General features: G+C 66.0%; 22 protein-coding genes. 14 read left to right on the forward strand and 8 right to left on the reverse strand.

Annotation, left to right across the window (positions count from 1 at the left end; translation table 11 throughout):
• Window positions 1–15 precede the first annotated feature (15 nt).
• The 3 genes from IAG39_RS13530 to IAG39_RS13540 all read right to left on the reverse strand — a co-directional run bounded on the left by IAG39_RS13530 (window position 16) and on the right by IAG39_RS13540 (window position 4,879).
• The gene (locus tag IAG39_RS13530) at window positions 16–1,617 is read right to left on the reverse strand and encodes a sensor domain-containing diguanylate cyclase (RefSeq protein ID WP_118932120.1); all 1,602 of its coding nucleotides are present in this window, start codon (window positions 1,615–1,617) and stop codon (window positions 16–18) included.
• Window positions 1,618–1,832: 215 nt separating this feature from the next.
• On the reverse strand, window positions 1,833–3,320 hold the full coding sequence (locus IAG39_RS13535; protein ID WP_118932121.1) for a DUF1254 domain-containing protein: 1,488 nt from the start codon (window positions 3,318–3,320) through the stop codon (window positions 1,833–1,835).
• Between the two features lie 92 nt (window positions 3,321–3,412).
• Complete coding sequence (locus tag IAG39_RS13540; RefSeq protein WP_118932122.1) at window positions 3,413–4,879, reverse strand: DUF1254 domain-containing protein; 1,467 nt, start codon at window positions 4,877–4,879, stop codon at window positions 3,413–3,415.
• Window positions 4,880–4,998: 119 nt separating this feature from the next.
• Between IAG39_RS13540 and IAG39_RS13545 the strand changes: the two genes are divergently transcribed.
• The 7 genes from IAG39_RS13545 to IAG39_RS13575 all read left to right on the forward strand — a co-directional run bounded on the left by IAG39_RS13545 (window position 4,999) and on the right by IAG39_RS13575 (window position 9,907).
• Complete coding sequence (locus IAG39_RS13545) at window positions 4,999–5,937, forward strand: AraC family transcriptional regulator (RefSeq protein ID WP_165867805.1); 939 nt, start codon at window positions 4,999–5,001, stop codon at window positions 5,935–5,937.
• A 56-nt stretch (window positions 5,938–5,993) separates the two neighbouring features.
• The gene (locus IAG39_RS13550) at window positions 5,994–6,473 is read left to right on the forward strand and encodes a VOC family protein (RefSeq protein ID WP_059373333.1); all 480 of its coding nucleotides are present in this window, start codon (window positions 5,994–5,996) and stop codon (window positions 6,471–6,473) included.
• 139 nt (window positions 6,474–6,612) lie between these two features.
• Complete coding sequence (locus IAG39_RS13555) at window positions 6,613–7,281, forward strand: hypothetical protein (RefSeq protein WP_059373331.1); 669 nt, start codon at window positions 6,613–6,615, stop codon at window positions 7,279–7,281.
• A 1-nt stretch (window position 7,282) separates the two neighbouring features.
• Entirely contained in the window at window positions 7,283–8,086 is an 804-nt protein-coding gene (locus IAG39_RS13560; protein WP_059373329.1) for a hypothetical protein, read from the forward strand.
• A gap of 33 nt (window positions 8,087–8,119) precedes the next feature.
• Window positions 8,120–8,923: a hypothetical protein gene (locus IAG39_RS13565; RefSeq protein ID WP_118932124.1), complete on the forward strand. Its 804-nt coding sequence runs from the start codon at window positions 8,120–8,122 to the stop codon at window positions 8,921–8,923.
• Between the two features lie 192 nt (window positions 8,924–9,115).
• Window positions 9,116–9,448, forward strand: coding sequence for a helix-turn-helix transcriptional regulator (locus IAG39_RS13570; RefSeq protein WP_118932183.1), 333 nt, complete (start codon window positions 9,116–9,118; stop codon window positions 9,446–9,448).
• Window positions 9,449–9,517: 69 nt separating this feature from the next.
• Window positions 9,518–9,907, forward strand: coding sequence for a VOC family protein (locus tag IAG39_RS13575; RefSeq protein WP_118932125.1), 390 nt, complete (start codon window positions 9,518–9,520; stop codon window positions 9,905–9,907).
• Window positions 9,908–9,924: 17 nt separating this feature from the next.
• Here the strand turns inward: IAG39_RS13575 and IAG39_RS13580 are convergent, their stop codons facing one another.
• The gene (locus tag IAG39_RS13580; protein ID WP_118932126.1) at window positions 9,925–10,860 is read right to left on the reverse strand and encodes a DNA/RNA non-specific endonuclease; all 936 of its coding nucleotides are present in this window, start codon (window positions 10,858–10,860) and stop codon (window positions 9,925–9,927) included.
• A gap of 243 nt (window positions 10,861–11,103) precedes the next feature.
• Here IAG39_RS13580 and IAG39_RS13585 point away from each other — a divergent pair, with 243 nt between their 5' ends.
• The gene (locus tag IAG39_RS13585) at window positions 11,104–12,279 is read left to right on the forward strand and encodes a sensor domain-containing diguanylate cyclase (protein ID WP_118932184.1); all 1,176 of its coding nucleotides are present in this window, start codon (window positions 11,104–11,106) and stop codon (window positions 12,277–12,279) included.
• 16 nt (window positions 12,280–12,295) lie between these two features.
• Here the strand turns inward: IAG39_RS13585 and IAG39_RS13590 are convergent, their stop codons facing one another.
• Complete coding sequence (locus IAG39_RS13590; RefSeq protein WP_059373323.1) at window positions 12,296–12,700, reverse strand: hypothetical protein; 405 nt, start codon at window positions 12,698–12,700, stop codon at window positions 12,296–12,298.
• A 170-nt stretch (window positions 12,701–12,870) separates the two neighbouring features.
• On the opposite strand from IAG39_RS13590, the gene IAG39_RS13595 reads away from it, so the two are divergent.
• The 3 genes from IAG39_RS13595 (at window position 12,871) to IAG39_RS13605 (ending at window position 16,235) form a co-directional block, all read left to right on the forward strand.
• A complete protein-coding gene (locus IAG39_RS13595) occupies window positions 12,871–13,431 on the forward strand; it encodes a hypothetical protein (protein ID WP_124260350.1) in 561 nt (186 codons plus the stop codon).
• 111 nt (window positions 13,432–13,542) lie between these two features.
• Window positions 13,543–15,456: a B12-binding domain-containing radical SAM protein gene (locus IAG39_RS13600; RefSeq protein ID WP_187523946.1), complete on the forward strand. Its 1,914-nt coding sequence runs from the start codon at window positions 13,543–13,545 to the stop codon at window positions 15,454–15,456.
• A 53-nt stretch (window positions 15,457–15,509) separates the two neighbouring features.
• Window positions 15,510–16,235 (forward strand): NAD(P)-dependent oxidoreductase, encoded by a 726-nt coding sequence (locus IAG39_RS13605; RefSeq protein ID WP_118932186.1) that lies wholly within the window; start codon window positions 15,510–15,512, stop codon window positions 16,233–16,235.
• Between the two features lie 23 nt (window positions 16,236–16,258).
• Here IAG39_RS13605 and IAG39_RS13610 read toward each other — a convergent pair whose 3' ends face one another.
• Window positions 16,259–17,962, reverse strand: coding sequence for an NAD(P)H dependent flavin oxidoreductase family protein (locus IAG39_RS13610; RefSeq protein ID WP_118932128.1), 1,704 nt, complete (start codon window positions 17,960–17,962; stop codon window positions 16,259–16,261).
• A gap of 90 nt (window positions 17,963–18,052) precedes the next feature.
• On the opposite strand from IAG39_RS13610, the gene IAG39_RS13615 reads away from it, so the two are divergent.
• Window positions 18,053–20,068, forward strand: coding sequence for an aminotransferase class I/II-fold pyridoxal phosphate-dependent enzyme (locus IAG39_RS13615; protein WP_118932129.1), 2,016 nt, complete (start codon window positions 18,053–18,055; stop codon window positions 20,066–20,068).
• On the forward strand, window positions 20,065–20,481 hold the full coding sequence (locus IAG39_RS13620) for a VOC family protein (RefSeq protein WP_118932130.1): 417 nt from the start codon (window positions 20,065–20,067) through the stop codon (window positions 20,479–20,481). Before IAG39_RS13615 ends, IAG39_RS13620 begins: the two co-directional genes overlap by 4 nt.
• 28 nt (window positions 20,482–20,509) lie before the next feature.
• Here the strand turns inward: IAG39_RS13620 and IAG39_RS13625 are convergent, their stop codons facing one another.
• A complete protein-coding gene (locus tag IAG39_RS13625; RefSeq protein WP_118932131.1) occupies window positions 20,510–20,941 on the reverse strand; it encodes a VOC family protein in 432 nt (143 codons plus the stop codon).
• 111 nt (window positions 20,942–21,052) lie between these two features.
• A complete protein-coding gene (locus IAG39_RS13630) occupies window positions 21,053–21,391 on the reverse strand; it encodes a hypothetical protein (protein ID WP_059373310.1) in 339 nt (112 codons plus the stop codon).
• A gap of 162 nt (window positions 21,392–21,553) precedes the next feature.
• Here IAG39_RS13630 and IAG39_RS13635 point away from each other — a divergent pair, with 162 nt between their 5' ends.
• Window positions 21,554–22,699, forward strand: coding sequence for an alpha-hydroxy acid oxidase (locus IAG39_RS13635; protein ID WP_059373308.1), 1,146 nt, complete (start codon window positions 21,554–21,556; stop codon window positions 22,697–22,699).
• The last annotated feature ends 51 nt before the right edge of the window (window positions 22,700–22,750 follow it).

A 22,750-nucleotide genomic window follows, 5' to 3' on the forward strand; every position in this document is an offset into this window, starting at 1 on the left:
CAGGTCACCACGCGTTCAATTGCGGTTGGTCGGGTACGGCGGCACAGCCTGGGCCTGGTCGCGCCACAGCGTGACGCGGTTGCGCCCCGCCTGCTTGGACGCGTACAGGGCCTCGTCAGCCCGCCGTATGACTTCGGAAGCGGACTCGCCGTCTTGCGGCCAGAGCGCGACGCCGATGGATATCGTCACGCGGCCCACGCTGTCCGGCATGAGACGGCGGGCCACGGCCGTGCGCAGGCGTTCGGCAACCTCGCAAGCCTTTTCAGCCGAACCGGTGGGCAACAGGGCGATGAATTCTTCTCCCCCCACCCTGAAGGCGCGGTCCTGGTCGCGCAGGCCGGCGCGGATCACCTCGGTCAGCGCGATCAGCACTTTGTCGCCCGTCATGTGGCCGAAGCTGTCGTTGATGCGCTTGAAGTGGTCCAGATCCATGGCGATGACCGCCACGGATGCGCCGTCTGCCGCGTAGGCGTTCAGCACCTCGGTCATGGCCCGGCGGTTCAGCAGACCGGTCATCGGATCCGTCAGCGCCTGGGTGTTCAGGCGTCCCACTTCGTCCTGATGCTGGTCCAGCGTCGATCGGACGGCCTCGCGCAACGTGTCGGCCTCGGCGTACCACGCGTTGAGCCGCGCGAGGTCCACGTCGCCCGACTTGCCTGCGGTCATGGCGCGCGTCAGGCGCGACAGCGGCGATGCGATGGCATAGGCCAGGCCGCACACCAGCAATAGCGTGAGCGCGATGGCCGGGATGGCGGAGCGCAGCGCATCCCCCAGCAATTCGCGCAGCGGCGACAGTACCTGATCCAGCGTACGCTGCGCCACCACCGCCCAATTGCCCTTGGGCAAGGGCGCGTAGCCGGTCAATACGGCGCCGCCGTCCGCCTTCGGATGCAGGGCGGCGCCGACGTTCCGGGCCGATTCGATGCTGGCCAGATCGAGCGTGTCGGGCGCGGCGTGCCGGCGGTACAGCACGTCGCCGTTGCTGCCGACCAGGAACACCGACATGCCGGCGATTTCGTCCCGGTCGCCGATGATCCGGTCCATGCCGCTGCCGGCATCCAGCGTGATGGCAATGGCCAGATAGGCCTGGGGCGCGCCGGCCGCGTCTTCCACGGGTTCGGCCACGGTAAGCACCGCGGCCTGCGCCCCGGGTATCTCCGTCACCCAGGCGCCCGAGCCTGGGGCGCTCACGCCCAGATCGGCAAGGCGGAGGATCTTTGCATCCGCAAGCTGGCCCGTAGGCGAGCGGGCAACGATACGGCCTTCGGCGTCGGCCAGCATGACCGCGTGCAGCGAGTCGACCTGGCCGGCCAGGCGCTGCAATTCGTTCTGCAGCGCTTGCGGTTTTCCCATGGAGGCAGCGAGTTGGCCGGCGGCATTGCGGGCCTGGCGATGCAAGGCGGCAATGTAGACGTCGATGACCTCGGCCAGCTTCTCGGCGCGCGCGTGGTTGGCGGCCAGCGCATTCTTGATGATCTGCGCCTTCTGTACCTGGTAGCTGGAGTACATGGCGTTGGAAAAACCGACGGCGACGCTCAGCACGGCCAGGACGACCAGCACTGCAAGCAGGCCGATTTTGCGCTTGCGCAGGCCTGCGTGGCTAGACCGAGGGCTCATCGAGACTCCGTGCAATATTCCATGCGTGTTGGTGTATCGACTGCGTTTAGTCTGCAAAGATAAATGGGCTGGGGGCGGGCCGCAAGAGCTGACGCCGGGAATGGCGATCCGCCGTTGATTTACCGGAGAAAAATGTGAGTTGCCGCCAACACGGACGGCCTGATGCCATCAGGCCTGGGAATTCGTGTTACGTCGATGCCGGCGCGCCCTTATGCCTATTTCACCTTGATGATGTCGTCCGGCTTCCAGGTCTGGTCGTAGAACGCATCTTCCGCGCCGTACAGCCGCAGCGCGACCAGGAAGTCGCGCCCCGGGATGGTCTGAATGAAGGCGGCGTCCGCCGTGCCTTCGGGCTTGTCCGGCCCGAACCAGATTTCCACGGAACCGTCCGCCTGCTTGGGGATGTCGTAATAGCCGTTGGTGGAGGGCATCAGCTGCCTGGTTTCCGGCATGGTGCCGTCAGTCACGTTATAGGCCGTGACCGCCCAGAACAAGGCCGCCGGCGCGTTGGGCGGCAGCCGCAGCTTGTAGGTGTTGGATCCATGCAGGAAATTCCCGGCGGCATCCCGGGCGGTGTAGGGGTATTTCGAACCCGCGCCCGTGGTGCGCATGACCATCGCGGGGGCGGACGAATAGGCATACTGGAAGAAGCCGGCGCGCTGGTTCACGTCCAGATAGCTTTCCTGCATCCATTCGGCCGTGCCGCCCGCCCAGGCCCGTTCCCATTGACGGTCCTTATAGTAGAGGTTGCGTCCATCCTCCCGCCCCAACTGGCGCAGCGCCAATATCATCCTAGGCGCGGTCTCCACGGCTTTCTGCAGCATGTCCTGCTGCCGTTGGGTCGGCTCGAAGGGTTGACCCTTGACGATGCCGATGGACGCCAGCACGCCCCGCAGTTCGGGATCGATGGCGGACACGGGCTCGTAGTCGACGAAGTCCTTGAGCTTCTGCCAGAACTGACGGTCCACCGGATACATCATGTCCACGCGCTTGCCGCTGGCATCCGGAAACTCCATGGGCTTGATGTTTTTTTCCTCTGCCCAGAGCGGATAGACGCGAGTGGTTTCCGCCGCCTTGACGGCGGGGGCGGGGTCGGGTTTGCCGTCGCCCTTCGCCATGACCGTGCGGAAGAACAGGAACACGTTGTAGGTCGGCGATTTGAAGGCGAAGTAGCTGCTGGGAATGTGGCCGTCATAGTCCGGCGGCAACAGCAGATACAGGCCGCCGCGTGCGCGGTCAGGGCCGATGGCGCCCACGTCGGTAATGGTGCGTTGGAAGAAGTCGGTGAACATGCCGATGACGTTGGGGGGCGCCTTGACCACCAGCGGGCCGGTCTTCTTCAGGTCCAGGTAGCTCATGGAATAGATGACGTCGGCGTTGGGCGTGGGCACCATGGTCTTGGCGTCCATGCGCTCCTTCCAGATCGGCAGCACGTTGTAGCCGGCTCCGAACGCCTTCTCGGAGCCATCGCGCATGCCGATGACGTTGAGCGCCGGCAGCATCGTCATGTAGGCGTGAATGGCGCGTTGGTAGTAGAGCTCGTCGCGCAGGCCTTCGGCCTCCTTTTGGTCGAGCCAGTTGCCATTGTTGATTTGCCTGACGAGCGGCGAGATGGCTGCTTGTTCCTGGGCTGCGCTGGTTCCAGCGCAAAAGGCGGCAAGCAACGCGGCCGCCAACAGCTTGAATCGGGGTTGGGCGCGCATGAATGAACTCCTGGTGAGGGTGCGGGAACGCTCCCGCGCACGACATGACGAGGTGGAAGAGGGGCGGACCGGCGCTGCGCCGGTCCGGGCCGTCAATCCATCTTCTTGATTTGCGGCGGCTTCCAGCTGCCGTCGAGTATGGCCTGCTGGCCCCAGTACGCGCGTATGTAGAGCGAGATGGGCTCTTTGGGCGAGGGCAGCCAGTTGGCCTCCTTGTCCTTGCCAGGAGAGGTCGGTCCCACATAGAGAGTCAAGGAACCATCCGCATTGCGGGCGAGGTCCTTGTTCTTGGTACCGAGCGAATAGCGCTTGAGTTCGTTCGGGCTGAAGAGATGCAGCTTGTTGTAGAGCGTCAGGGACCAGAAGCCCTTGACGGGCGGCAGCTGGCCCTTGGGGAAAGTGATTTCGTAGCGTTGGCTGCCATCGAGCTGCGCGCCGGCCGCGTCGAAGTCCGTATAGAAATACTGGGTTTCGCTAGGCCGGTTGTCGAACATGTTCGACTTGGAGGTGCCGGTCCGGTTGAAATAGTCCAGACCCGTCTGGGCATTGTTGACGGACCGGTTCCAGTTGTTGCCGGCAGGGCGCCCATTGTGCTTCCACTGGAAGAAGGGCGCTATGACTTGCTCTTCGGTTTCCTTGGCGGTCTGGAGCAGCGCCTCCTTGATTGCCGGATCGCGCGCCGCCGCGGCCAGCACGGAACGGAACTGGGCATACATGGCCTCCTCGCCTGGCAGCGGCGGGACTGTGTCCAGCACCTTGCCTAACTGGTCGAAGAATGTCTCGGGGATTACCCAGCGCGTTTCTCCTGAGCTGGCGCTCTCGGCCTGAGGGTTCGGGATATCGGGTGTGTTCTTCCAGTTTATGGTCTTCATCTTCCCGTCGAAATCCTTCAGCGGATAGAACACGACCTGGTTTATCTTGTCCTGTATGGCTTTGCGATCCTGTGCCGTGTCATCCATGAAAATACGCGGGATGGCATTGGCCAGCGCGGTTGGACTGCGGATGACACCCTGTACGCCTGCGGGCCGTTTGCCCTTCCAGTTGGGGCCGACCAGCAGATAGAAGCCCGGCTTGCTCTTGTAAGGCTTGCCCAGTTCGCCGAACTGGTTGGTGCGCTGGTCGTAGAGCGCGTAAACCCAGAAGCGATCGCCGAAGTCGGGAACCTGGGCGATCACGGGTTCCTCGTCCAGCGAGAAGAAGCCCAGGCCGTACACCACGTCCTGATTGGGGCAGGTGACGAAAGTCTCTTGCGGGGCGATGTAATCGTGCAACATGCCGGCCTGGCCGCGTGGTGCCACAGGAAGAATGCCGCCCAGCAGGCCGGGGCGGGGCGCCTTGGTGATCCGATCGCTGCGGTTTTGCATGTTCACCATGGGCCAGCCCCAGATGTAGGCATAGCGGCCTATCGCCTTCGCGTACTCCGGGTGCATGGCGATGTCAGGCGCCGGCAGGGCCAGCGCGGCTTTGCCGGCTGGCGCCTGCGGCGCACCGACGGCGGGCGGGGCGCCCGTCGCAAGATTCAGGCAAAGAAACGAGAGAATTGCGACACCATGCTTCATTCTGCGCTCCTGTCGGGGACTGCCAGACTGCTTGCGGGAGACGCCATTTTCACTAGTGACTCGATTACAAGTCCATGCTAATTTCGGCAATAACTCGTCAGAAAGTTGCGAGGGTCTCGATGGAGCTGTTCCAGTTCGGATCGTTCGGAGAGTACGAAGCCGCGGTGGTTGACGTAGACCTGAAAGTGCGTCTGCTCGGGCCACAAGACGGAGGCTGGCGATTGGGGCACGCGGACGTTGGCGGGATCACTGTCCAACGCGGAATTGAAGCCGTGCCGAATCTGTGTGAAGCCGCGGTGGCGGCCACGCATTTCATGTTTCTGATATCCGATGCCGGATCGGCTTCGGCCTGGCTGAACGGCGTCGCATTGGGGCCGGACAAGCTTGCCGTCCTTGCGCCTGGCCGAGGCTTCGTCTTTCGCGCCGACGGTCCGAATAGCTGGGTGACCATCGCGATTCCTCTGTCGTCGCCCTTGTTGCAGGCCGATGACGAAGTCGGCGGGATCTTGCGCTACTGGTCCCGTACCACCAGTGTATTGACCGCCAGTCCTGCGCACATCGCGGCCTTGCAGCAGGCCGCTCTTTGTGCGGCGGACTCGAGAATGCCTGGCGAAGCCGGCCGCGTGCTGATCGAAAATGCGATCGCAACCATGGTCTTTTCCCGCCGTCCGCGGCCGGCGCCTGGTGGAAGACCAGGGGTTTCCTTGCACGAATTGTGCAACGCGACCTTGACGCTTTTCCGGGCGATGGACGGCGATGGACGGAAGAGCGCCGGCTACGATGGGCTGAGCGTGGGCGATCGATCATTGAGGACGTTCTTTCGTCATTGCTTTGGCTTGAGTCCGACGCAGTATCTGCACTTGCGGCAGTTGCATGCGGTTCACGCCGCCTTGGCCAGCGCTGTGGCGGGCGAATGGTCCATTGCGGAAATTTTCGAACGTCAAGGCTATCCCTATTCCAACTACGCGCTGACTCGCTATCGAGCGCTTTTCGGAGAAACGCCGTCGGCGACGCGCCGACGTTTCTTCAATGCGGCTAGCCAGCTTGGCGTTTCATAGCGCCAGCGCATCGGGCCGGCACGTCGGCGCGCCTGTCACTGAAGAGGAGTACGAGCATGCCCAGCAAAAACACGATTTGCCTCTGGTACGACCGCGACGCCCTGGAAGCCGCGCAGTTCTATGCCCGGACCTTTCCCGACAGCGCCGTCAGCAAGGTGCTGCGCGCGCCGGGGGATTATCCTTCCGGCAAGCAGGGCGACGTGCTGACGGTGGAGTTCACCGTGGCAGGCATCCCCTGCGTGGGCCTGAACGGCGGCCCGGCCTTCAAGCACAGCGAGGCCTTTTCCTTCCAGATATCCACCGAGGACCAGGCCGAGACCGACCGCCTGTGGAATGCCATCGTCGGCAATGGCGGCCAGGAAAGCGAATGCGGCTGGTGCCGGGACAAGTGGGGCCTGTCCTGGCAGATCACGCCGCGCGTGCTGATCGAAGCGATCTCGGACCCCGACCCTGCCATCGCCAAGCGCGCGTTCGACGCGATGATGACCATGGGCAAGATCGACATCGCGGCCATCGAGGCCGCGCGGCGGGGGTAGGGGGAGGATTCCTCCTTTTGGCTGATTCCGGCGGGAACCGCGCGATCTATCATGGAAGCGCCGCGCCGGGGCAGCCATCCGCATGGTTCGTCCCGAGGGTGGCAAGTGCTTGCGCTATCTTGCTCGGGGAGCTTTTGCCATGGCCACGCTCGCGGTTCGCCTGATGGCGTTTGTCGTGCTTGCGGGCTGCGGCGCCGCGGCTCATGCGGGGCCCGGACAGGCCATGGAGGCCACCGGCACGTCGCGCTCCTCATCGTCCTCGCGCAGCAACAACACCGGCGCCGCCATCGATGCGGCGCAAAAGGCGCTGAGCGATTATCTGCGCAGTTCCGACCAGCAGGACGGCGCGCTGCTCGATCAGGACGCGCAGGACCGCCTGCGTCAGCAGTACGAGGAGGCGCAGCGCGCGGCGGCCCAGGCCCGGGCGAAGCAGCAAGAGGCCGACTATCAGCGGAATCGCGACCGGATCAAGGAGCGCTATGGCGCCGATCCCGCGCTGAATCCGTGGGGTAGCGGTTCCGCCAGCCGCGACAAGCCCCGCAATGCGCCCGCCGACGCGCCGAACCCTCCGGCTTCAGCCAAGGCCGGGGCCAAGGACCCGGGGCTCGATTACGCCGGCCAGGCCTGCGAGTACTTCACGCGGCCCTCGGATGCCGCGCATCTGAACTATTACAGCGAAGGGTCGACCGTCGTGTACGGCGGACGCGTCTACCAATGCAAGGACGGCCGCTGGGCCTACCGCTATCCCGATACCGTGCTGAGCGCGCGCGACCGCAGCCGGCTTTCGGCCACCCAGCTGGAGAAGTGACATGTCATTGTTCGCGTCGGTCATGGCGGCCGTGCTGGCGTCTTCGACCCTGGGCGCTCCGCAGGGCTCGGGAATGGGAAACAGCGAAGCCTTGTACAAGGCTTATTCCAGCGCCTTGGACCAGGGCTTTCAGGCGATGGGGCCTGGCATGCAGCGCGCGCTGGCAACCTACTGCCAGGACGGGCTGTCCATCGACGGCTACTGCAGCATGGTGGAGCACGGCGCCATCATAGGCAGTCATCTCAGCGGCAATTACGAGGCTGTGCTGCGCTACAGCGACCGGTACGCAACGGCCATGCTTGCCTACCTGGGCGCCAACCGCGTTCCGGCCGGCGCCTGTATGCCCTTGAACGCAGCAGTGGTGAATCCACGCACGAGCAGGATTACGGCCTCCTGGGACGCTCTTTTGCCGTCCCTGGTCTACTTCGCTCAGACCAAGCTCAGGCTGCCCGCGAGCGGCTCCTATTACCAGGCGTTCTACTGCGCGCGCCGTGGGCCCAACAATCTGTTCGAGGACTATGACCCTGAACATTCCAGCGTGCCGGCCAGCGAGGCGGAAGTGCGTGTTGCGCGCAAGTTCGAGGCGGAGATTCTGCGGCCGTTCCGCGTCGCGAATGAACAATTGCACGCGGAACTCCTCCAGACCGCCGATCAAGACCGCGCGGCGGGCCGCCGTCACCTGCTCAAACGCTCCGTCCTGTTCGGAAACGCGTATGCGGCATGCAGCCGGGCGCGTTTCCCGGCCAACCTCTGCGGCTACCTGAGCACCGACCGCATCGAGGTCGATTATTACGAGCGCCAGTAAGCCGGCTTTCACGCACCCAACAGGAGAAGCGATATGTCATTGTTCGCGTCGGTCATGGCGGCCGTGCTGGCGTCTTCGACCTTGGGCGCGCCGCTGGGTTTGGGAACGGAACGGAGCGAAGCCTTGTATAAGGCCTATTCCAGCGCCTTGGACCAGGGCTTTCAGGCGATGGGGCCTGGCATGCAGCGCGCATTGGCAACGTATTGCCAGGACGGGCGGTCCATCGATGGCTACTGCAATTGGGCGGTGCAAGGCGCCATCATAGGCAGCTATCTCAGCGGCAACTACGAGGACGTGCTGCGCTACAGCGACCGCTATGCCGCTGCGAAGCTGGCTTATCTGCAATCCAGGCGCGAGCCACTGGGCGCCTGCATGGCGGTGTACGTGAGCACGGTGAAGCCTGGCACGACCAGCACTTTGATTTCCTGGAGTTCGCACGTGCCGTCGTTGAACTACCTGGCGCAGGCGCGGCTGAAACGGCCCGCGACGGGGCCGTACTACCAGGCGTTCTATTGCGCGCGACGGGCGCCGAATGACTTGCTGGACGCCTATGACCCCGAGCATTCCAGCGTCCCGGCGAGCGATGCGGAGTTGCGCGTGGCGCGCAAGTTCGAGGCGGAAATCCTGCGGCCAATGCGCACGGCGAGCGAGCAGATGCAAGCCGAACTCGTCCGTACCATCCAGACCGACAGCACGGCGCTCAGCCGCAATTTCCTCCAGACCGCGGTGCTGTACGGAAACGCCTATTCCGCATGCAGCCGGGCGCGCTTCCCGGCCAATCTCTGCGGCTATCTCAGCGCGGACCGCATCGAGGTGGAATACTACGAACGCCAGTGAGCCCGCGCCGCTGTGCGGGTGCCGCTAGCTGGATAACATGCACTGATTGCGATACGCCACGGAGCGCAGACAGTGCGATTGCCCGCCAGTCCGGATCACAGGGCGTTTTCCCGGCTGTGCCGCGCGCGGGACTTGCTCGCGGAGCTGCGGTCCGCGCAGGTTTCGGTCGCGGATGCCGCGCGCGAAGCGAGCATGTCCCCATTTCACTTCATCCGCCGCTTCGAGGCCGCGTTCGGCGAAACGCCGCACCAGTTCCGCACGCGGGAAAGACTGGCGGCCGCGCAGCGGCTGCTTGCGCATGGCCACGCCGTGACCGACGTGTGCCTGGAACTGGGCTACAGCAGCCTGGGCTCGTTCAGCGCGCTGTTCGCGCGCAGGATCGGGGTCTCGCCCGCGCAATACCAGCGCAGTCTGCGCCAAGTCGTCCATATCCCCGACTGGACGCCGCATCCCCCGGCATGCCTGTTGCTGATGGGCGGACCAGCCGCTATCGCAATTTTCGAGAAGACGCGGCGCCGGCCTTGAGCCATGCTGGGGCTTTTGCGGCCCGGCCATGGTCATGCCGGATTTTGCGTCCAGGCATAAGGAGAGACGATGAGGATCAAGCTGAACAGCATATTTGTCGACGATCAGGACAAGGCGCTGCGCTTCTACACCGAGGTGCTCGGCTTTATCAAGAAGCAGGATTTTCCCGCGGGCGGCGCGCGCTGGATCACGGTGGTTTCGCCCGAGGGACCGGACGATCTGGAGCTGGTGCTGGAGCCCAACGGCCATCCGGCGGCCAGCGCCTACCAGACCGCGCTCAGGAATGACGGCATCCCCGTCACCGCCTTTGAAAGCGCCGACATCCAGGCCGAAGCGCAACGCCTGAAGCAGAAGGGCGTGGTCTTCACGGTAGATCCGACCGCCGCGGGTCCGGTGACGATCGCGATCTTCTCGGACACCTGCGGCAACCTGATACAGATCTACCAGTTGAATGGCTGAGGCTGCCGGCGCGCGCTTCAGCCTCCGGCCGGCAGCACGTGCAGTCCGGTGCGCTTGACGAATTCCTCGTAACTGATGGGCGGCCCGGCTTTGGTGCTGGCGGCGTTGGCCTGCCAATGGACCCAGGAGCGTCCCGTGGTCGCGTCGTACACGACCTTGTAGATGTAGGTGGGCACGGCCACGCCCGCGCCTATGGTCTTGGGCTTGTCGGCATAGACGGGGCCGGTGAAGACGTACACGTCGCCCGCGGCGCGCATCACGTACTTGCGCGTGTCCTGTTCGATGCTGCTCCAGGCGCCGCCGTTGTGAATCTGGTCCTGCGGCACCATGTTGGCCAGCGAGAAGCTCTGCGCCATCGCCTCCGGCGTGGACATATCGCCTGCCGGCGCCATGTGGCCGCGCGAATAGCCGGAGCCGCGGTAGTCGTCCAGCTCGGCCCGCTCGGCGCGCGGCAGCCGCGCTTCGGCGTAGAACTTGTCGGTGCGGCGCATGCCCTGGGCCTGGGTCAGCATCTGGCGATTCAGGCGTTCCGCCACGAATACCGGCGTCTTGGTCTGCCCGTCGTGCAGGATGGCGAAGGCCGAGAAGCACACCTCCCGCAGCTTCTGGCCGCCCGGGACTTCCGGCGGGCGCGAATGCGGAAAGAACTGCCGGCATTCGGCAAACATCGTTTGAACAGGCGCCCCTGTCCGCGCTGCGGTCGGCACCGCCACGGGCGCCGCGGGCTGGCGTTGCTGCGGCCAGCCCAGGCGCGTGATGACTTCCTGCACCGGCGCCGGAATCCGCCACTGCGGATTCAGCATATAGGTGGCCGCGCCGAAACTCGCCAGCGACGAGAACAGCAGGGCCTTCAGGAATCGGGGGAAACGGCCGCTGGATCGGGATCCGGCCCGGGCCTTGGATCTGCTTGGGGGACTTCTCTTCTTGGAAGCGGGTGTCTTCGCGCGCGTCATTACTACCTGTGAGCTACTGCCCGATTGCAGTTGGCAATCGGCACCGCCCCGGATTGTAGATGAGTGGCAAATTTGCCACTTGCACGGATTCTTTCGTTTCCCGAGATGACTGCGAGGTCCGGTGTTGCATGATGCGCAACACGGCTTGTGACAGTAGTTACGCTATGTTTCCATGAGGCATTTCCCACGTAGAATTCTTGCTGGCCGCGGCGATTGCTGCGGCGCGATACCCACGCGTTCAAGATGTACGTCGATCTCCTCACCCTTTACTTCATCATTATCGGAACGCTGCTCGCCAGTGCAGGCCTGACGTTCTGGGAGCATCGGACCCATCCCAGCCGCAGCGGATCATTGCGCATCCTGGCGGCGGGTTTCGCCACGCTGGCCGTGGGCTGCACTGTCGCGCTGTTTCGCGCGAGGCTTCCCAGCCCGCTGGGCTCGGCCGTCGCCAATCTCATCGTCCTCAGCGGCTATCTCCTCCTCATGAACGGCGCGGCCTCATTGAGCGGCAGGCGCCACCGCGGCGCTTCCATTGGCCTGCTGGTCGTCATGGCGCTGATCTGGCTGGCGGCCGGCACCCAGCGGGAGGACCTGGTCTGGAAGTACATCAGTGCATTCCCGATCGCGTTGGTCAGCGGCGTGACCGCTTGGGAACTGCTGCGCTGCCAGTCGCTCAGGTCGTTGACGCCGCTGCGCATCGCAACGGCGGCGGTAACCATCCACGCACTGGTCTACGCCGCGCGCGCCTTCATCCTGCCGTGGTGGGTGGCGGAGCACGGGCCGGCCATACACCTGACCGCCAGCACCCTCACCATGTACGAAGGCGTGCTGTATTCGATCGTGCTGCCGATGACGCTGCTCAAACTGATCCGCGAGGAGACCCATGGCCAGCTGCTGCGAGAGTCGCAGACGGACTATCTGACCCGCCTGGGCAATCGCCGCTGGTACTTCGAACAGGGCGCACGCATCATCGAGGGCGGGGCAGGGCGCGGACCGGTTGCGGTGCTGGCCTTCGATCTGGACCAGTTCAAGGCCATCAACGACAGGTACGGCCACCAGACGGGCGATCAGGTGTTGAAATTCTTCGCGGATAGCGCGCGTTGCGTGTTGGGCGACGATGTGTTGCTTGCCCGCATCGGCGGCGAAGAGTTCGCCGCGCTGCTGTCCGGCCCCGACGCGCGCCGCGCCACGGTGCTGGGCGCGGCCGTGGCGCAACGCTTCGCCGTGACGGTGTCCGGGCGGGACGACAGCTTGGGCATACCGGCCACGGTCAGCGTCGGGCTGGCGCAGTTCGAGGACAAGGTTCCGCCTTTGGCCGACGCGCTGGCCGCGGCCGACCGGGCGTTGTATCAGGCCAAGGCGCTGGGCGGGAACCGGGTGGAACTGGCGGGTGCCGCCGCAAGCGCGGTGAACTGCTGACCGCAGCCGGCGCGGATCAGGTCCGGCGCCGCGACCTGGGCCTGGGCGCCACCCCCATCCGCGGATCCCGCGCCAGCGCAAGCCGCGCCATCAGCGCTGCGGTCGTCTCGAAGTCCTCGTCGGTCTGGGGCAGGTACAGCCATTTCCCCAGCACCGGATGCACGCGCAGGGCGGGGAACTCCGCCAACAGCGCCTCATGGCGCTCCCGCGAGGTGCAGACCAGCAGGCCGCTCCAGGGATCCTCGCGATCGGCCGCGACCAGATACAGCAGGCCGTCCAGATACGCCGCATCGCAGCCGAACATCTTGCGGCGCAGGTAGCCGGCATCGCGCTCCAGCGGTTCCAGGATCCAGAGCAGCGAATTGAGGCGGACGGTCCGTTGTTTCGGGGGCGGGGCGAATGGGTCTGATCGGTTGCGCATGAGGTGACTGCTGGCGGGACGGGTTGCGGCGGGAACCCAAGAATAATGGTAATAATGGTGCCGGATTAAAGTTTCGACTGCGAGGGGATAGCGTGCATTGCTCTAGATGCGGAGCCGCCCACAAGGGCAAGAACAGCGTATGCGACGAATGCGCAAGAGTGCTGGGCAACATGCCCAGCAAGAACATCTTCGCATCGGACACCGGCAGTTTTTCGACGGACCAGACGCCGCCAGCGGTGACGAGTCCGCAGCCGGCCGTGAATCCGCAGCCCGCCGCCAGTCCGCCAGCTGCCGCGGCCTCTCGCGGCAGCTGGGCTGAAGCATTCCAGCGCTACCACATTGTGCCCCTGCGGCTGCGCGGCAAGCCCGTCAAGACGGTCTGGCTGTTGGCTGCCGGCGCGGCAGGCTTGGCGATCACCGCCCTGGGCGTCTACGCCTGGGGGATGTCGACGTGGTGGTTCATCCTGATTTTCCTGAGCCTCATCAGCCTGGACACGGGGCGTGACCTGAATCGCATGCGCTACTCGCGGTTTTTAATGATGTGCAGCCTGGAGGCCAATCGCGCCGGCGAGGTTTTCTACACAGAGATTGGCGGCCAGTGCCCGGTATGCGATGGGGAATTGAAGCTCAGGGAGATCGGTCCGAAGCGCCATAAGGAGACGATGGCGGTGTGCTGCGTGAATGGCAGCCACCGCTGGCGATTCGATCCCCGCGTGCTCGGCGATCTTTGAGGTCCGTGTCCGGCGCAACCCGTCGGGCCTAGTCCGGCCGGCGGGGCCGGTCCCGCCGCGCTGCCTATAATGGCCCCGATCCCCGCTTCGACGGCAATCTTGCCGTGTTTCATGTCCTCTTTGCCTCTACGCGTGCTGTCGGTCATTCCGCCGATGACGCAGCTCAATACTCCGTACCCGTCCACCGCCTACCTGACCGGCTTTCTGCGGTCGCGCGACGTGACCTCGTTCCAGGAAGACCTGGCGCTGGCCCTGGTGCTGCGCCTGCTGTCGGCCGACGGCCTGCGCGCCGTGGCGGAACGCGTCGCCGCCTTGCCGGCGAACAAGCACAGTCCCGCGGTCCAGTCCTTCGTGGCGCAGCAGGCGCGCTACCTGGCGACCATCGGGCCGGTGATCGCCTTCCTGCAGGGCCGCGATTCGACGCTGGCGCACCGCATCGTCGGCCGCCATTTCCTGCCCGAGGGGCCGCGCTTCAGCTCGCTGGACGCGTATCTGGACGAAGACGGCGGCGATCCGCTGGGCTGGGCCTTCGGCGCCCTGGGCCTGCATGACCGCGCCAAGCACCTGGCGACGCTGTATCTGAACGACCTGGCCGACGTGCTGCGGGACGCGGTGGATCCGCGCTTCGAGTTCGTGCGCTATGCCGAGTCGCTGGCGGGCAGCCAGCCCACGTTCGACCCGCTGGCCCAGGCGCTGGCGGCGCCGCCCACGCTGGTGGACGACATGCTGCGCAGCCTGACCGCGGAAGCGCTGGCCCGCCACACGCCCACCGTGGTGCTGCTTTCCGTACCGTTCCCCGGCGCGGTCTATGCCGCCTTCCGCATCGCCCAGACCATCAAGGCGCACGATCCCGGCATCGTCACCGTGTTGGGCGGCGGCTTCGTCAACACCGAACTGCGCGAACTGAAGGACCCGCGGGTCTTCGATTACTTCGACTACGTGACCCTGGACGCGGGCGAGCGCCCCTTGCTGTCGCTCCTGGAACACCTGCAGGGCAAACGCTCGCGCCAGCGTCTGGTGCGCACCTTCCTGCGCGACGCGGACAGCGGCGCGGTGCGCTATGTGAACATGGTCGAACCCGATATCGCCTTTGCCGAAGTGGGTACGCCCACCTGGGACGGGCTGCCGCTGGACCGCTACCTGTCGCTGCTGGACATGCTGAATCCCATGAACCGGCTGTGGAGCGACGGGCGCTGGAACAAGCTGACCGTGGCGCATGGCTGCTATTGGAAGAAATGCAGTTTCTGCGACGTCAGCCTGGATTACATCGGCCGCTACGAAGGCGCATCCGCCGCGGTGCTGGCCGACCGCATCGAGGCCATCGTGCGCGAAACCGGGCAGACCGGCTTCCATTTCGTCGACGAGGCCGCGCCGCCCAAGTCGCTCAAGGCGCTGGCGACCGAGCTGATTGCGCGCAATACCGATATTTCATGGTGGGGCAACATCCGCTTCGAAAAGACCTTCAGCCCCGAACTCTGCGAACTGCTGGCCGACAGCGGCTGTATCGCAGTATCGGGCGGCCTGGAGGTCGCCTCGGACCGCCTGCTGAACCTGATGAAGAAGGGGGTCTCGGTGGATCAGGTGGCGCGGGTCACGCGCGCCTTCACCGACGCCGGCATCCTGGTGCATGCCTACCTGATGTACGGCTTTCCCACGCAGACCGTGCAAGATACCGTGGATGCGCTGGAGTACGTGCGGCAACTGTTCGACAATGGCTGCATCCAGAGCGGCTTTTTCCACCGATTCGCCTGTACAGTGCATTCGCCCGTGGGGCAGAACCCCGAGGAATACGGCGTTACCCTCAAGCCCTTGCCGCCGATCACCTTCGCCAAGAACGACGTCGGCTTCCATGACCCTACCGGCGTGGATCACGACGCGCTGGGCCGCGCGCTGAAGAAGGCCATCTACAACTACATGCATGGCATCGGGCTGGACGAGGACGTGCGTAGCTGGTTCCCGTTCCATGTGCCGAAGACCACGGTATCGAAGCACCGGATCGGCCGGGCATTGAGCCAGCGCGGTTAGGGCGGCGCGCCACCCCTATAATCCGCAGCACGGAAATGACCGTCGGAGCGGCGATGGCAGTGCTGGTGGTCGGAGCAAGCGGAGCAACGGGGCGGCTGCTCGTGAGGCAGCTGCTCGATCGCGGGCAGCAAGTCCGGGCCATCTTGCGGTCTCCCGGCGCGCTTGCGGACCTCGCCGGCGATGCCAGGCTGTCGCTCATACAGGCCAGCGTCCTGGACCTTGGCGACGCCGAGATGGCCCGGTGCGCCAGCGGCTGCACAGCGGTGCTGTCCTGCCTGGGCCACAACATGACCCTGAAGGGCATGTACGGCGCGCCTCGCAGGTTGGTGGCGGATGCGGCCCGACGCTTGTGTACGGCGATCCGGGCGAACCGGCCGGACGCGCCGGTCAGATTCGTGCTCATGAACACGGCGGGCAACAGCAACCGCGATCTGGCGGAGCCTGTTTCGTTCGGCCAGAAATGCGTGGTCGGGTTCGTGCGTCTGCTAGTGCCGCCACACGCCGACAACGAACAGGCTTCGGATTATCTGCGCACGCAAGTGGGCCAGGCTGACGGCATGGTCGAGTGGGCCGTGGTCCGGCCCGATAGCCTGCGCGATGGCGCCGCAGCCACCGGCTATGAGGTGCATCCTTCGCCCACCCGCAGCGCCATCTTCAACGCAGGGGCGACAAGCCGCATCCATGTGGCGCACTTCATGGCCGAGCTGGCCACCGACGCGGCCACATGGAACCGGTGGAAGGGGCGGATGCCGGTGATCTACGACCAGGGCATGGCCTAGCCGGACTGGATCGGGACGCCGCCCTAACGCAGCAGCACATCTTCGTAGAACGCGCCGATCGGCCGCTGCGCATCGCGCACCTGGATCTCCAGCACCCAGATGCCGTCGGCGGGCACGAAGTCCGCCTGCGCCAGCAAATGCTTGCCGTACAGCGCATGCGGGAAATCCGATACCCGGTGTCCGGGAATCTCGCGCACCAGTTCGCAGCCATGCTCGCGTGCATATTCCGAGGCACGGTCGTATAGCGCGGCTCCCGTCAGGCCTTCCAGCCATGCCAGGCGTGCGCGCCGGAAGACCTCGCGCGCGGCCTCGGCGCAGCGCAGGCGGTCCGCATCCGCGCCCAGCACGAAGGTGTCGCCGTAGTCGCCCTCGTGGCCGTCCCACACCGGGCCGATGTCCAGTACGAAGATGTCGTGCGCCTGCAGCTTGCGGTCGTAGTCGGTGCGCTGGACGGGCGGCGATTGCGTGTCCGGGCCGAAGCGCACATAGGTCGGGTGCCAGTTGTTGGATGCTCCCATTTGACGCAGGTGCTCGTCCGCCGTGGCGATGGCCTCGCGCGTGGTCATGCCGGGGCGCATCAGCGCGGCGATTTCCGCCACCGCCTGCATGGATCGCCGGCGCGCGTCCAGGATGCCTGCCAGCGTATAGCGCGGACTGAGGCGTTCCCAGGGGTGCGCCTCGCGCTGCGGCGCGACGCTGGCCGCGTCCCCGGCTGCGGGGTGGAAGGCTTCGGACCGGTAGCGGTCGGCGGGCAGGCCGGCCGCCAGCAGGCGGTCGCGGGCAGCCTGCACCATTGCGGGATTGCCGCAGGCGTAGACCAGGCTGCGGGACCAGTCATGGCCCGCGGCGATGGCGGCGTCCTGCACGTGGCGGCGGGGCCGGCCATCTGCGTTATCGGCCTGGGACAGCACCGCATGCCACTGGAACCCCTCGCCCTTGCCCTGCAAGGCATCCAGCATCTGCCCGGCGTAGCAATCGTCCGGCGTGCGTCCGCCCCAGTACAAGGTCACCGTCTTCAGCGCGCGGCTTTGCAACGCTGCCATAAGGATGGGAGCCACGCCCGCATAGCCCGTGCCGGTGGCCAGCAGCACCAGGTGATCGATGCCGGCAGGCATCTCTGCGGGCCAGGTGCAGCCGCCTTGCGCGCTGTCCAGGGTCAGCATGTCGCCGGGCTGGAGACCGGGAAGAATGCCATTGGTGAAGGCGCCGCCGGGCATGCGGCGGATGTGGAACTCCAGCCGGGCAGGCCCCGCCGCGCCGGGCGCATTCGCTATCGAAAAGTTGCGGCGGGCGCCGCCGTCCAGGATCAGCCGGGCATGCTGGCCGGGCAGGTAGCCGTAGTCGTCCCCGTCCTGCAACTCGACGATGAGCTGGGTGACGTCCGGCGCCAGCGGCAGGCGTGACGCCACGCGGGCGCTGCGCGGCGGCCTGGGTTCTTCGGGGGCGCGCCAATGCGGGAAGCGCAGCGTCAGGTCGCTGGCGGCGCGGCACTGGCACATCAGCAACTCGTCGCTGGCGGTCTGGTAGCTGCCGTCCGCGGGCGGGGCGATACGCTCATAGCTGCCCGCCACGACCACGGCGCGGCACGAGCCGCAGGCCCCGCGCTGACAGGAGAAGGGCACGGGTATCCCCTGGGCCAGCGCTGCCTCCAGGATCGAGGTCGTGCCGTCCGCGACGAAGGGGCCGGTCTCCAGGGTGATGGTGTGGCAGGGCGCAGTGACGGTCATGGCGGGTTCCAGGAAATTTGCCCCGCTAGGGGCTCAGGCAGTCAATCTACCGATAGAATGGCTACATGGAATAGAGCCATTTCTGCCAATATGAACAAGCCACTTTCCGTAGCGCAGCCAGGCGCGAAACGCCAGGAAGCCAGCCTGGATCTGCCGATGGACGCCGCGCGGCCCGGGGAATCCAAGCAGGCCTGGGTCTACCGCGAGATCCGAGAACGCATACTGAAGGGCGCGCTGCCGTCCGGTGCGCGCCTGCCGTCCACGCGCAGCCTGGCCGGGCGCTGGCACATTGCGCGCTCCACGGTCGAGGCTGCCTACGATCAATTGCGCAGCGAAGGCTATACCGCGGGCACGGTCGGTTCGGGCACTCATGTGGCGGCGGTGATTCCGGACAACTTTTTCCGGGCGGGGTTGCCGGGCCAGGGCGCCGCAACGTCCCAGACCCCGGGGCCGCGCCCGGCAACGCAAGCAGGCGGGCCAACGGTCGGCGCACCCGGGGCCGGCCCGCACATGGCCGCGATCTTCGCGCCGACGCAGCCCAACTCCCAGTTCTATTCCCGCAGCGCCGACGCCGCGCTCTTTCCCATGGAACGCTGGCGCAAGGGGCTGATGACCAGCGCGCGGCGCGTCACGCCGGCCCAGCTTGCCAACGATGAACCACAAGGCTGGCGCCCCTTGCGCGAGCAGATCGCCCGCTACCTGGGCGCGGCCCGCGGCATCAGCTGCGATCCGGACCAGGTCATCGTCCTGGGCGGCATCCGCGACGGCCTGGACCTCTGCGGCCATCTCCTGCTGCAGCCGCAGGACAAGGTGCTGATCGAGGATCCGGGCTACCTGAACGCCGAACCCATCTTCGGCCAGTACACGCGGCACATCGTTCCCTTGGCCATCGACGCCGAAGGTTTTCCGGTGGCGCAGGCGCGGCGCCAGCGCGGCGTGAAGCTGGTGCACGTCACGCCCGCGCACCAGGCGCCCACTGGCGCCACCATGTCCGTGTCCCGCCGTCTGGAGCTGCTGGACTGGGCCGCGCAGGCCGGCTGCTGGATCGTCGAGGACGACTACGACAGCGAATTCAGCTACGACGGCGCGCCGCTGGCGGCCCTGAAAAGCCTGGACACGGCCGACCGCGTCATCCATTGCGGCAGTTTCAACAAGACCCTGTTCAACGCGCTGCGCATCGGCTATGCGGTGGTTCCCAAGGAATTGGCGGCCGCTTTCGTGCAGGCGCGCCGCCGCGCGGGGCGCTCGCCCAGCATCATCGAGCAAATGACGCTGGCGGCGTTCCTGCAGGACGGCAGTTTCGCGCGCCACGTGCGCAAGGCGCGCGGCGTGTACGCGCGACGGCGCGACGCCGTGCTGCGCGCCTTGCGCCAGGCCGTCGGCAACGATGCGTTACGCGTCGGTGGCGAGCACGCGGGCTTTCACCTGCTGTGGTGGCTGCCTCCCGGCTGGGATGTGGCGCAGGCCGTGGCGGCGGCGCGGGCCGCGGGCGTGGGCATGCAGCCGGTGGCGGACTTCTGCCGCAAGGTGGATCTGGCGCCGGGCGTGGTGGTGGGCTATAGCACGGTGCAGGAAGACGCCCTGCTGAAGCTGGGAACGCTGCTGGCGCAAACCGCGCCAGGCGCGGGCCAGCAGCAGGATCCGGGCTTGCTGCGCCGCCTGCTGCGCGTCAAGGACCGCATGGACGCGGCCTCGCACGAGGCCTGGCCGGTGGAGCGCCTGGCCGAGGTCAGCGGCATCTCCAAGGCCCATTTTGCGCATTCCTTCAAGCGCGCCTTCGGCCTGCCGCCGCACCGCTATCTGCTGACGCGGCGTATCGAGCAAAGCGTGGCCATGCTGCGGGACACGGAGCGGAGCGTCACGGAAATCGCCTACGCCACCGGCTGGGAAAGCCTGGGCACCTATAGCCGCATCTTCCGCGACATTACCGGTCTCAGCCCCAGCGCCATGCGGGCGCAGGCGCGGGAGGGAACGCCGCCGTTGGACCGCATGCCCGGTTGCGTTGCGAAGGCCGCGCAGCGCCCCGATCTCAACATCGCTGTTTTGGAGAAGCGCCGCCGCGAGGCCGACGGTAAATTGCCGCCATTAACCAAGGAGGTCTCATGAACTCAGGCATCAATGTGGCGGGCATATACGTGGATGATCAGGATGCGGCGCTGGCTTTCTACGTGGACAAGCTTGGATTCCATGTCCACACGGACGTGCGCAACGGACCGTACCGCTGGCTGACGGTCCAGCATCCGGACCAGCCCTCGTTCCAGCTCGGCCTGTTCGCGCCCGGCCCGCCCATCCACGACGAGGCCACGGCGCAGACCTTGCGCGCCATGGTGGCGAAGGGGGCCATGCCGCCCCTGGTCCTGCATGTGGCCGACTGCCGCGCAGACTATGCCCGGTTGCAGGCCCTGGGCGTCGAGTTCACGCAGGAACCCATCGAACGCTACGGCAGCGTGGACGCGGGCTTTCGCGATCCGGCGGGCAATGGCTGGAAGATGATCCAGGCGCCGCGGGGCGCGACATGACAGCCGGCCTCGGGCGCTGGCGGCGCGTTCAGTAAGTGATCCGCACCGAAGCCGCACTGCGCTGTGCGCCCGCGCGGGTGACGGCTTCGATGTTGTTGCCGTCCGGGTCCAGCACAAACGCGGCGTAGTAGCCGGGATGGTAGGCGGCGCGCTCGCCCGGTGGGCCGTTATCCCGGCCGCCGTGCGCCATCGCCGCCTTGTAGAAGGCATCCACCATGGCCTGGTCTTCCGCCTGGAAGGCCAGGTGGATGCGGCCGGTGAGTTCGCCCTGCATCTCGGCGCTGCCGCGCGACGAAATGAACAGCTCGTCCGTCCAGAAGTCTGCGCCGTCGGAGCCGCCGATGGGAATCTTCAACGCATCGAAGACCGCCGTGTAGAACGCCTTGCTGGCGGGCAGGTCGCGCACGACCAGCCCGATGTGATCGATCAAGCGGCCCTTGTGTCGTTCTTTCTGCGCCATGAATCGCTCCTGGCTTTGGCAGTGGGAGAAGAATCAGCGATGTGAGACTACGCCTGGCGGCGCCATGTTTCAAGGCGCCGCACAGCCATTCGGGCGCGTGGCGATGCCCGCTCAGTCCTGGCCGGCCATGGCCCGCATGGGCTGGCAGGTCAGTTCCTTTTCTTCCTCTCCGAAATCCGCCATGTCCTTGCGCGCCTTGGTGTAGGCGCGCAGATACTCCGCATCGAATGCCAGCGACGACACGCCGGACTCGCGCGTTGCCGACTGCTGCCGCTTCTTCAGGATCTCCAGCAGTTCAGGGGTGAGCACCTTGCAATACTCCATGATGGCGTGGATCTGGGCCAGGGAGGTGGCCCGCTCCAGGTTCTGTTGCGCCAAGGCGGTTGCCGCGGGCAGCGACAGCACGGCGGCGGCGATCCAGGCGGCCGGTTTTAGCAGGGGATGGGGCATTGCGGGCCAAGTCCGTTCAAGAAGCAAGAGCCCGCATTTAACACGATCTTTGGTGGCGCCCGCTTCGACGCGCCGGGAAATGCGGCCGTCGGTCTACAATTCGTCCCGCTCCATCCGGGGGCTCAGCCTGTCTGTACGTGTAGTGTCGATAAAGGTCCACCCATGCGTCTGAACCAGTGCCAGAACTTCCACGACTTTCGCCGCATGGCCCGCCAGCGGCTGCCAGGCCCCATCTTCAATTACATCGACGGCGCCGCCGACGATGAAACCACCTACCGCCGCAACACCGCGGCCTTCGAATCCTGCGACCTGCTGCCCGATGTGCTGCGCGGCGTGGCGGAGGTGGACATGTCGGTGACGGTCATGGGCCAGAAGCTGGCGCTGCCGGTCTATTGCTCGCCCACCGCCTTGCAGCGCCTGTTCCATCATGACGGCGAACGCGCCGTGGCCGCCGCCGCGGGCAAGTTCGGCACCATGTTCGGTGTGTCCTCGCTGGGCACCGTCAGCCTGGAAGAAGCCCGCAAGATCAGCGGCGGCCCCCAGGTCTACCAGTTCTACTTCCACAAGGATCGCGGCCTGAACCGCGAGATGATGGCCCGCGCCAAAGAGGCCGGCGTGCAGGTCATGATGCTGACCGTGGACAGCATCACAGGCGGCAACCGCGAGCGCGACAAGCGCACCGGCTTCGCCATTCCGTTCAGGCTCAACCTGGCCGGCATCGCGCAGTTCGCCATCAAGCCCGCCTGGGCGCTCAACTACCTCACCCACGAACGCTTCCGGCTGCCGCAGCTGGACACCCACGTCGACATGGGCGGCGGCGCCATGTCCATCAGCCGCTACTTCACCGACATGCTGGACCCGGCCATGACCTGGGACGATGTCGCCGCGATGGTGCAGGAATGGGGCGGGCAATTCTGCCTGAAGGGCGTGATGTCGGTGGAAGACGCCAGGCGCGCAGCCGACATCGGCTGCACCGGCATCGTGCTGTCCAACCACGGCGGCCGCCAGTTGGACGGATCGCGCAGCGCCTTTGACCAGCTCGCGGAAATCGTCGACGCGGTCGGCGACCGTATCGACGTGATGATGGACGGCGGCGTGCAGCGCGGCACTCACGTGCTCAAGGCCCTGGCGCTGGGCGCCAAGGCAGTGGGCCTGGGCCGCTACTATTTATTCCCGCTGGCGGCCGCGGGCCGGCCGGGCGTGGAGCGCGCGCTGGAACTGATGCGGGTCGAGATCGAGCGGGCCATGAAGCTGATGGGGTGCAGGACCGTCGCCGAACTGCAGCGGCGGCACCTGCGGTTCCGCTGATCGGGCATCGCGGTTCGCGGATCGGGCAGGATAGGCCGCGATCCGCGGGCT

Origin of the sequence: Achromobacter xylosoxidans, from assembly GCF_014490035.1 — a bacterium.
Classification (GTDB): Bacteria; Pseudomonadota; Gammaproteobacteria; order Burkholderiales; family Burkholderiaceae_B; genus Achromobacter; species Achromobacter bronchisepticus_A.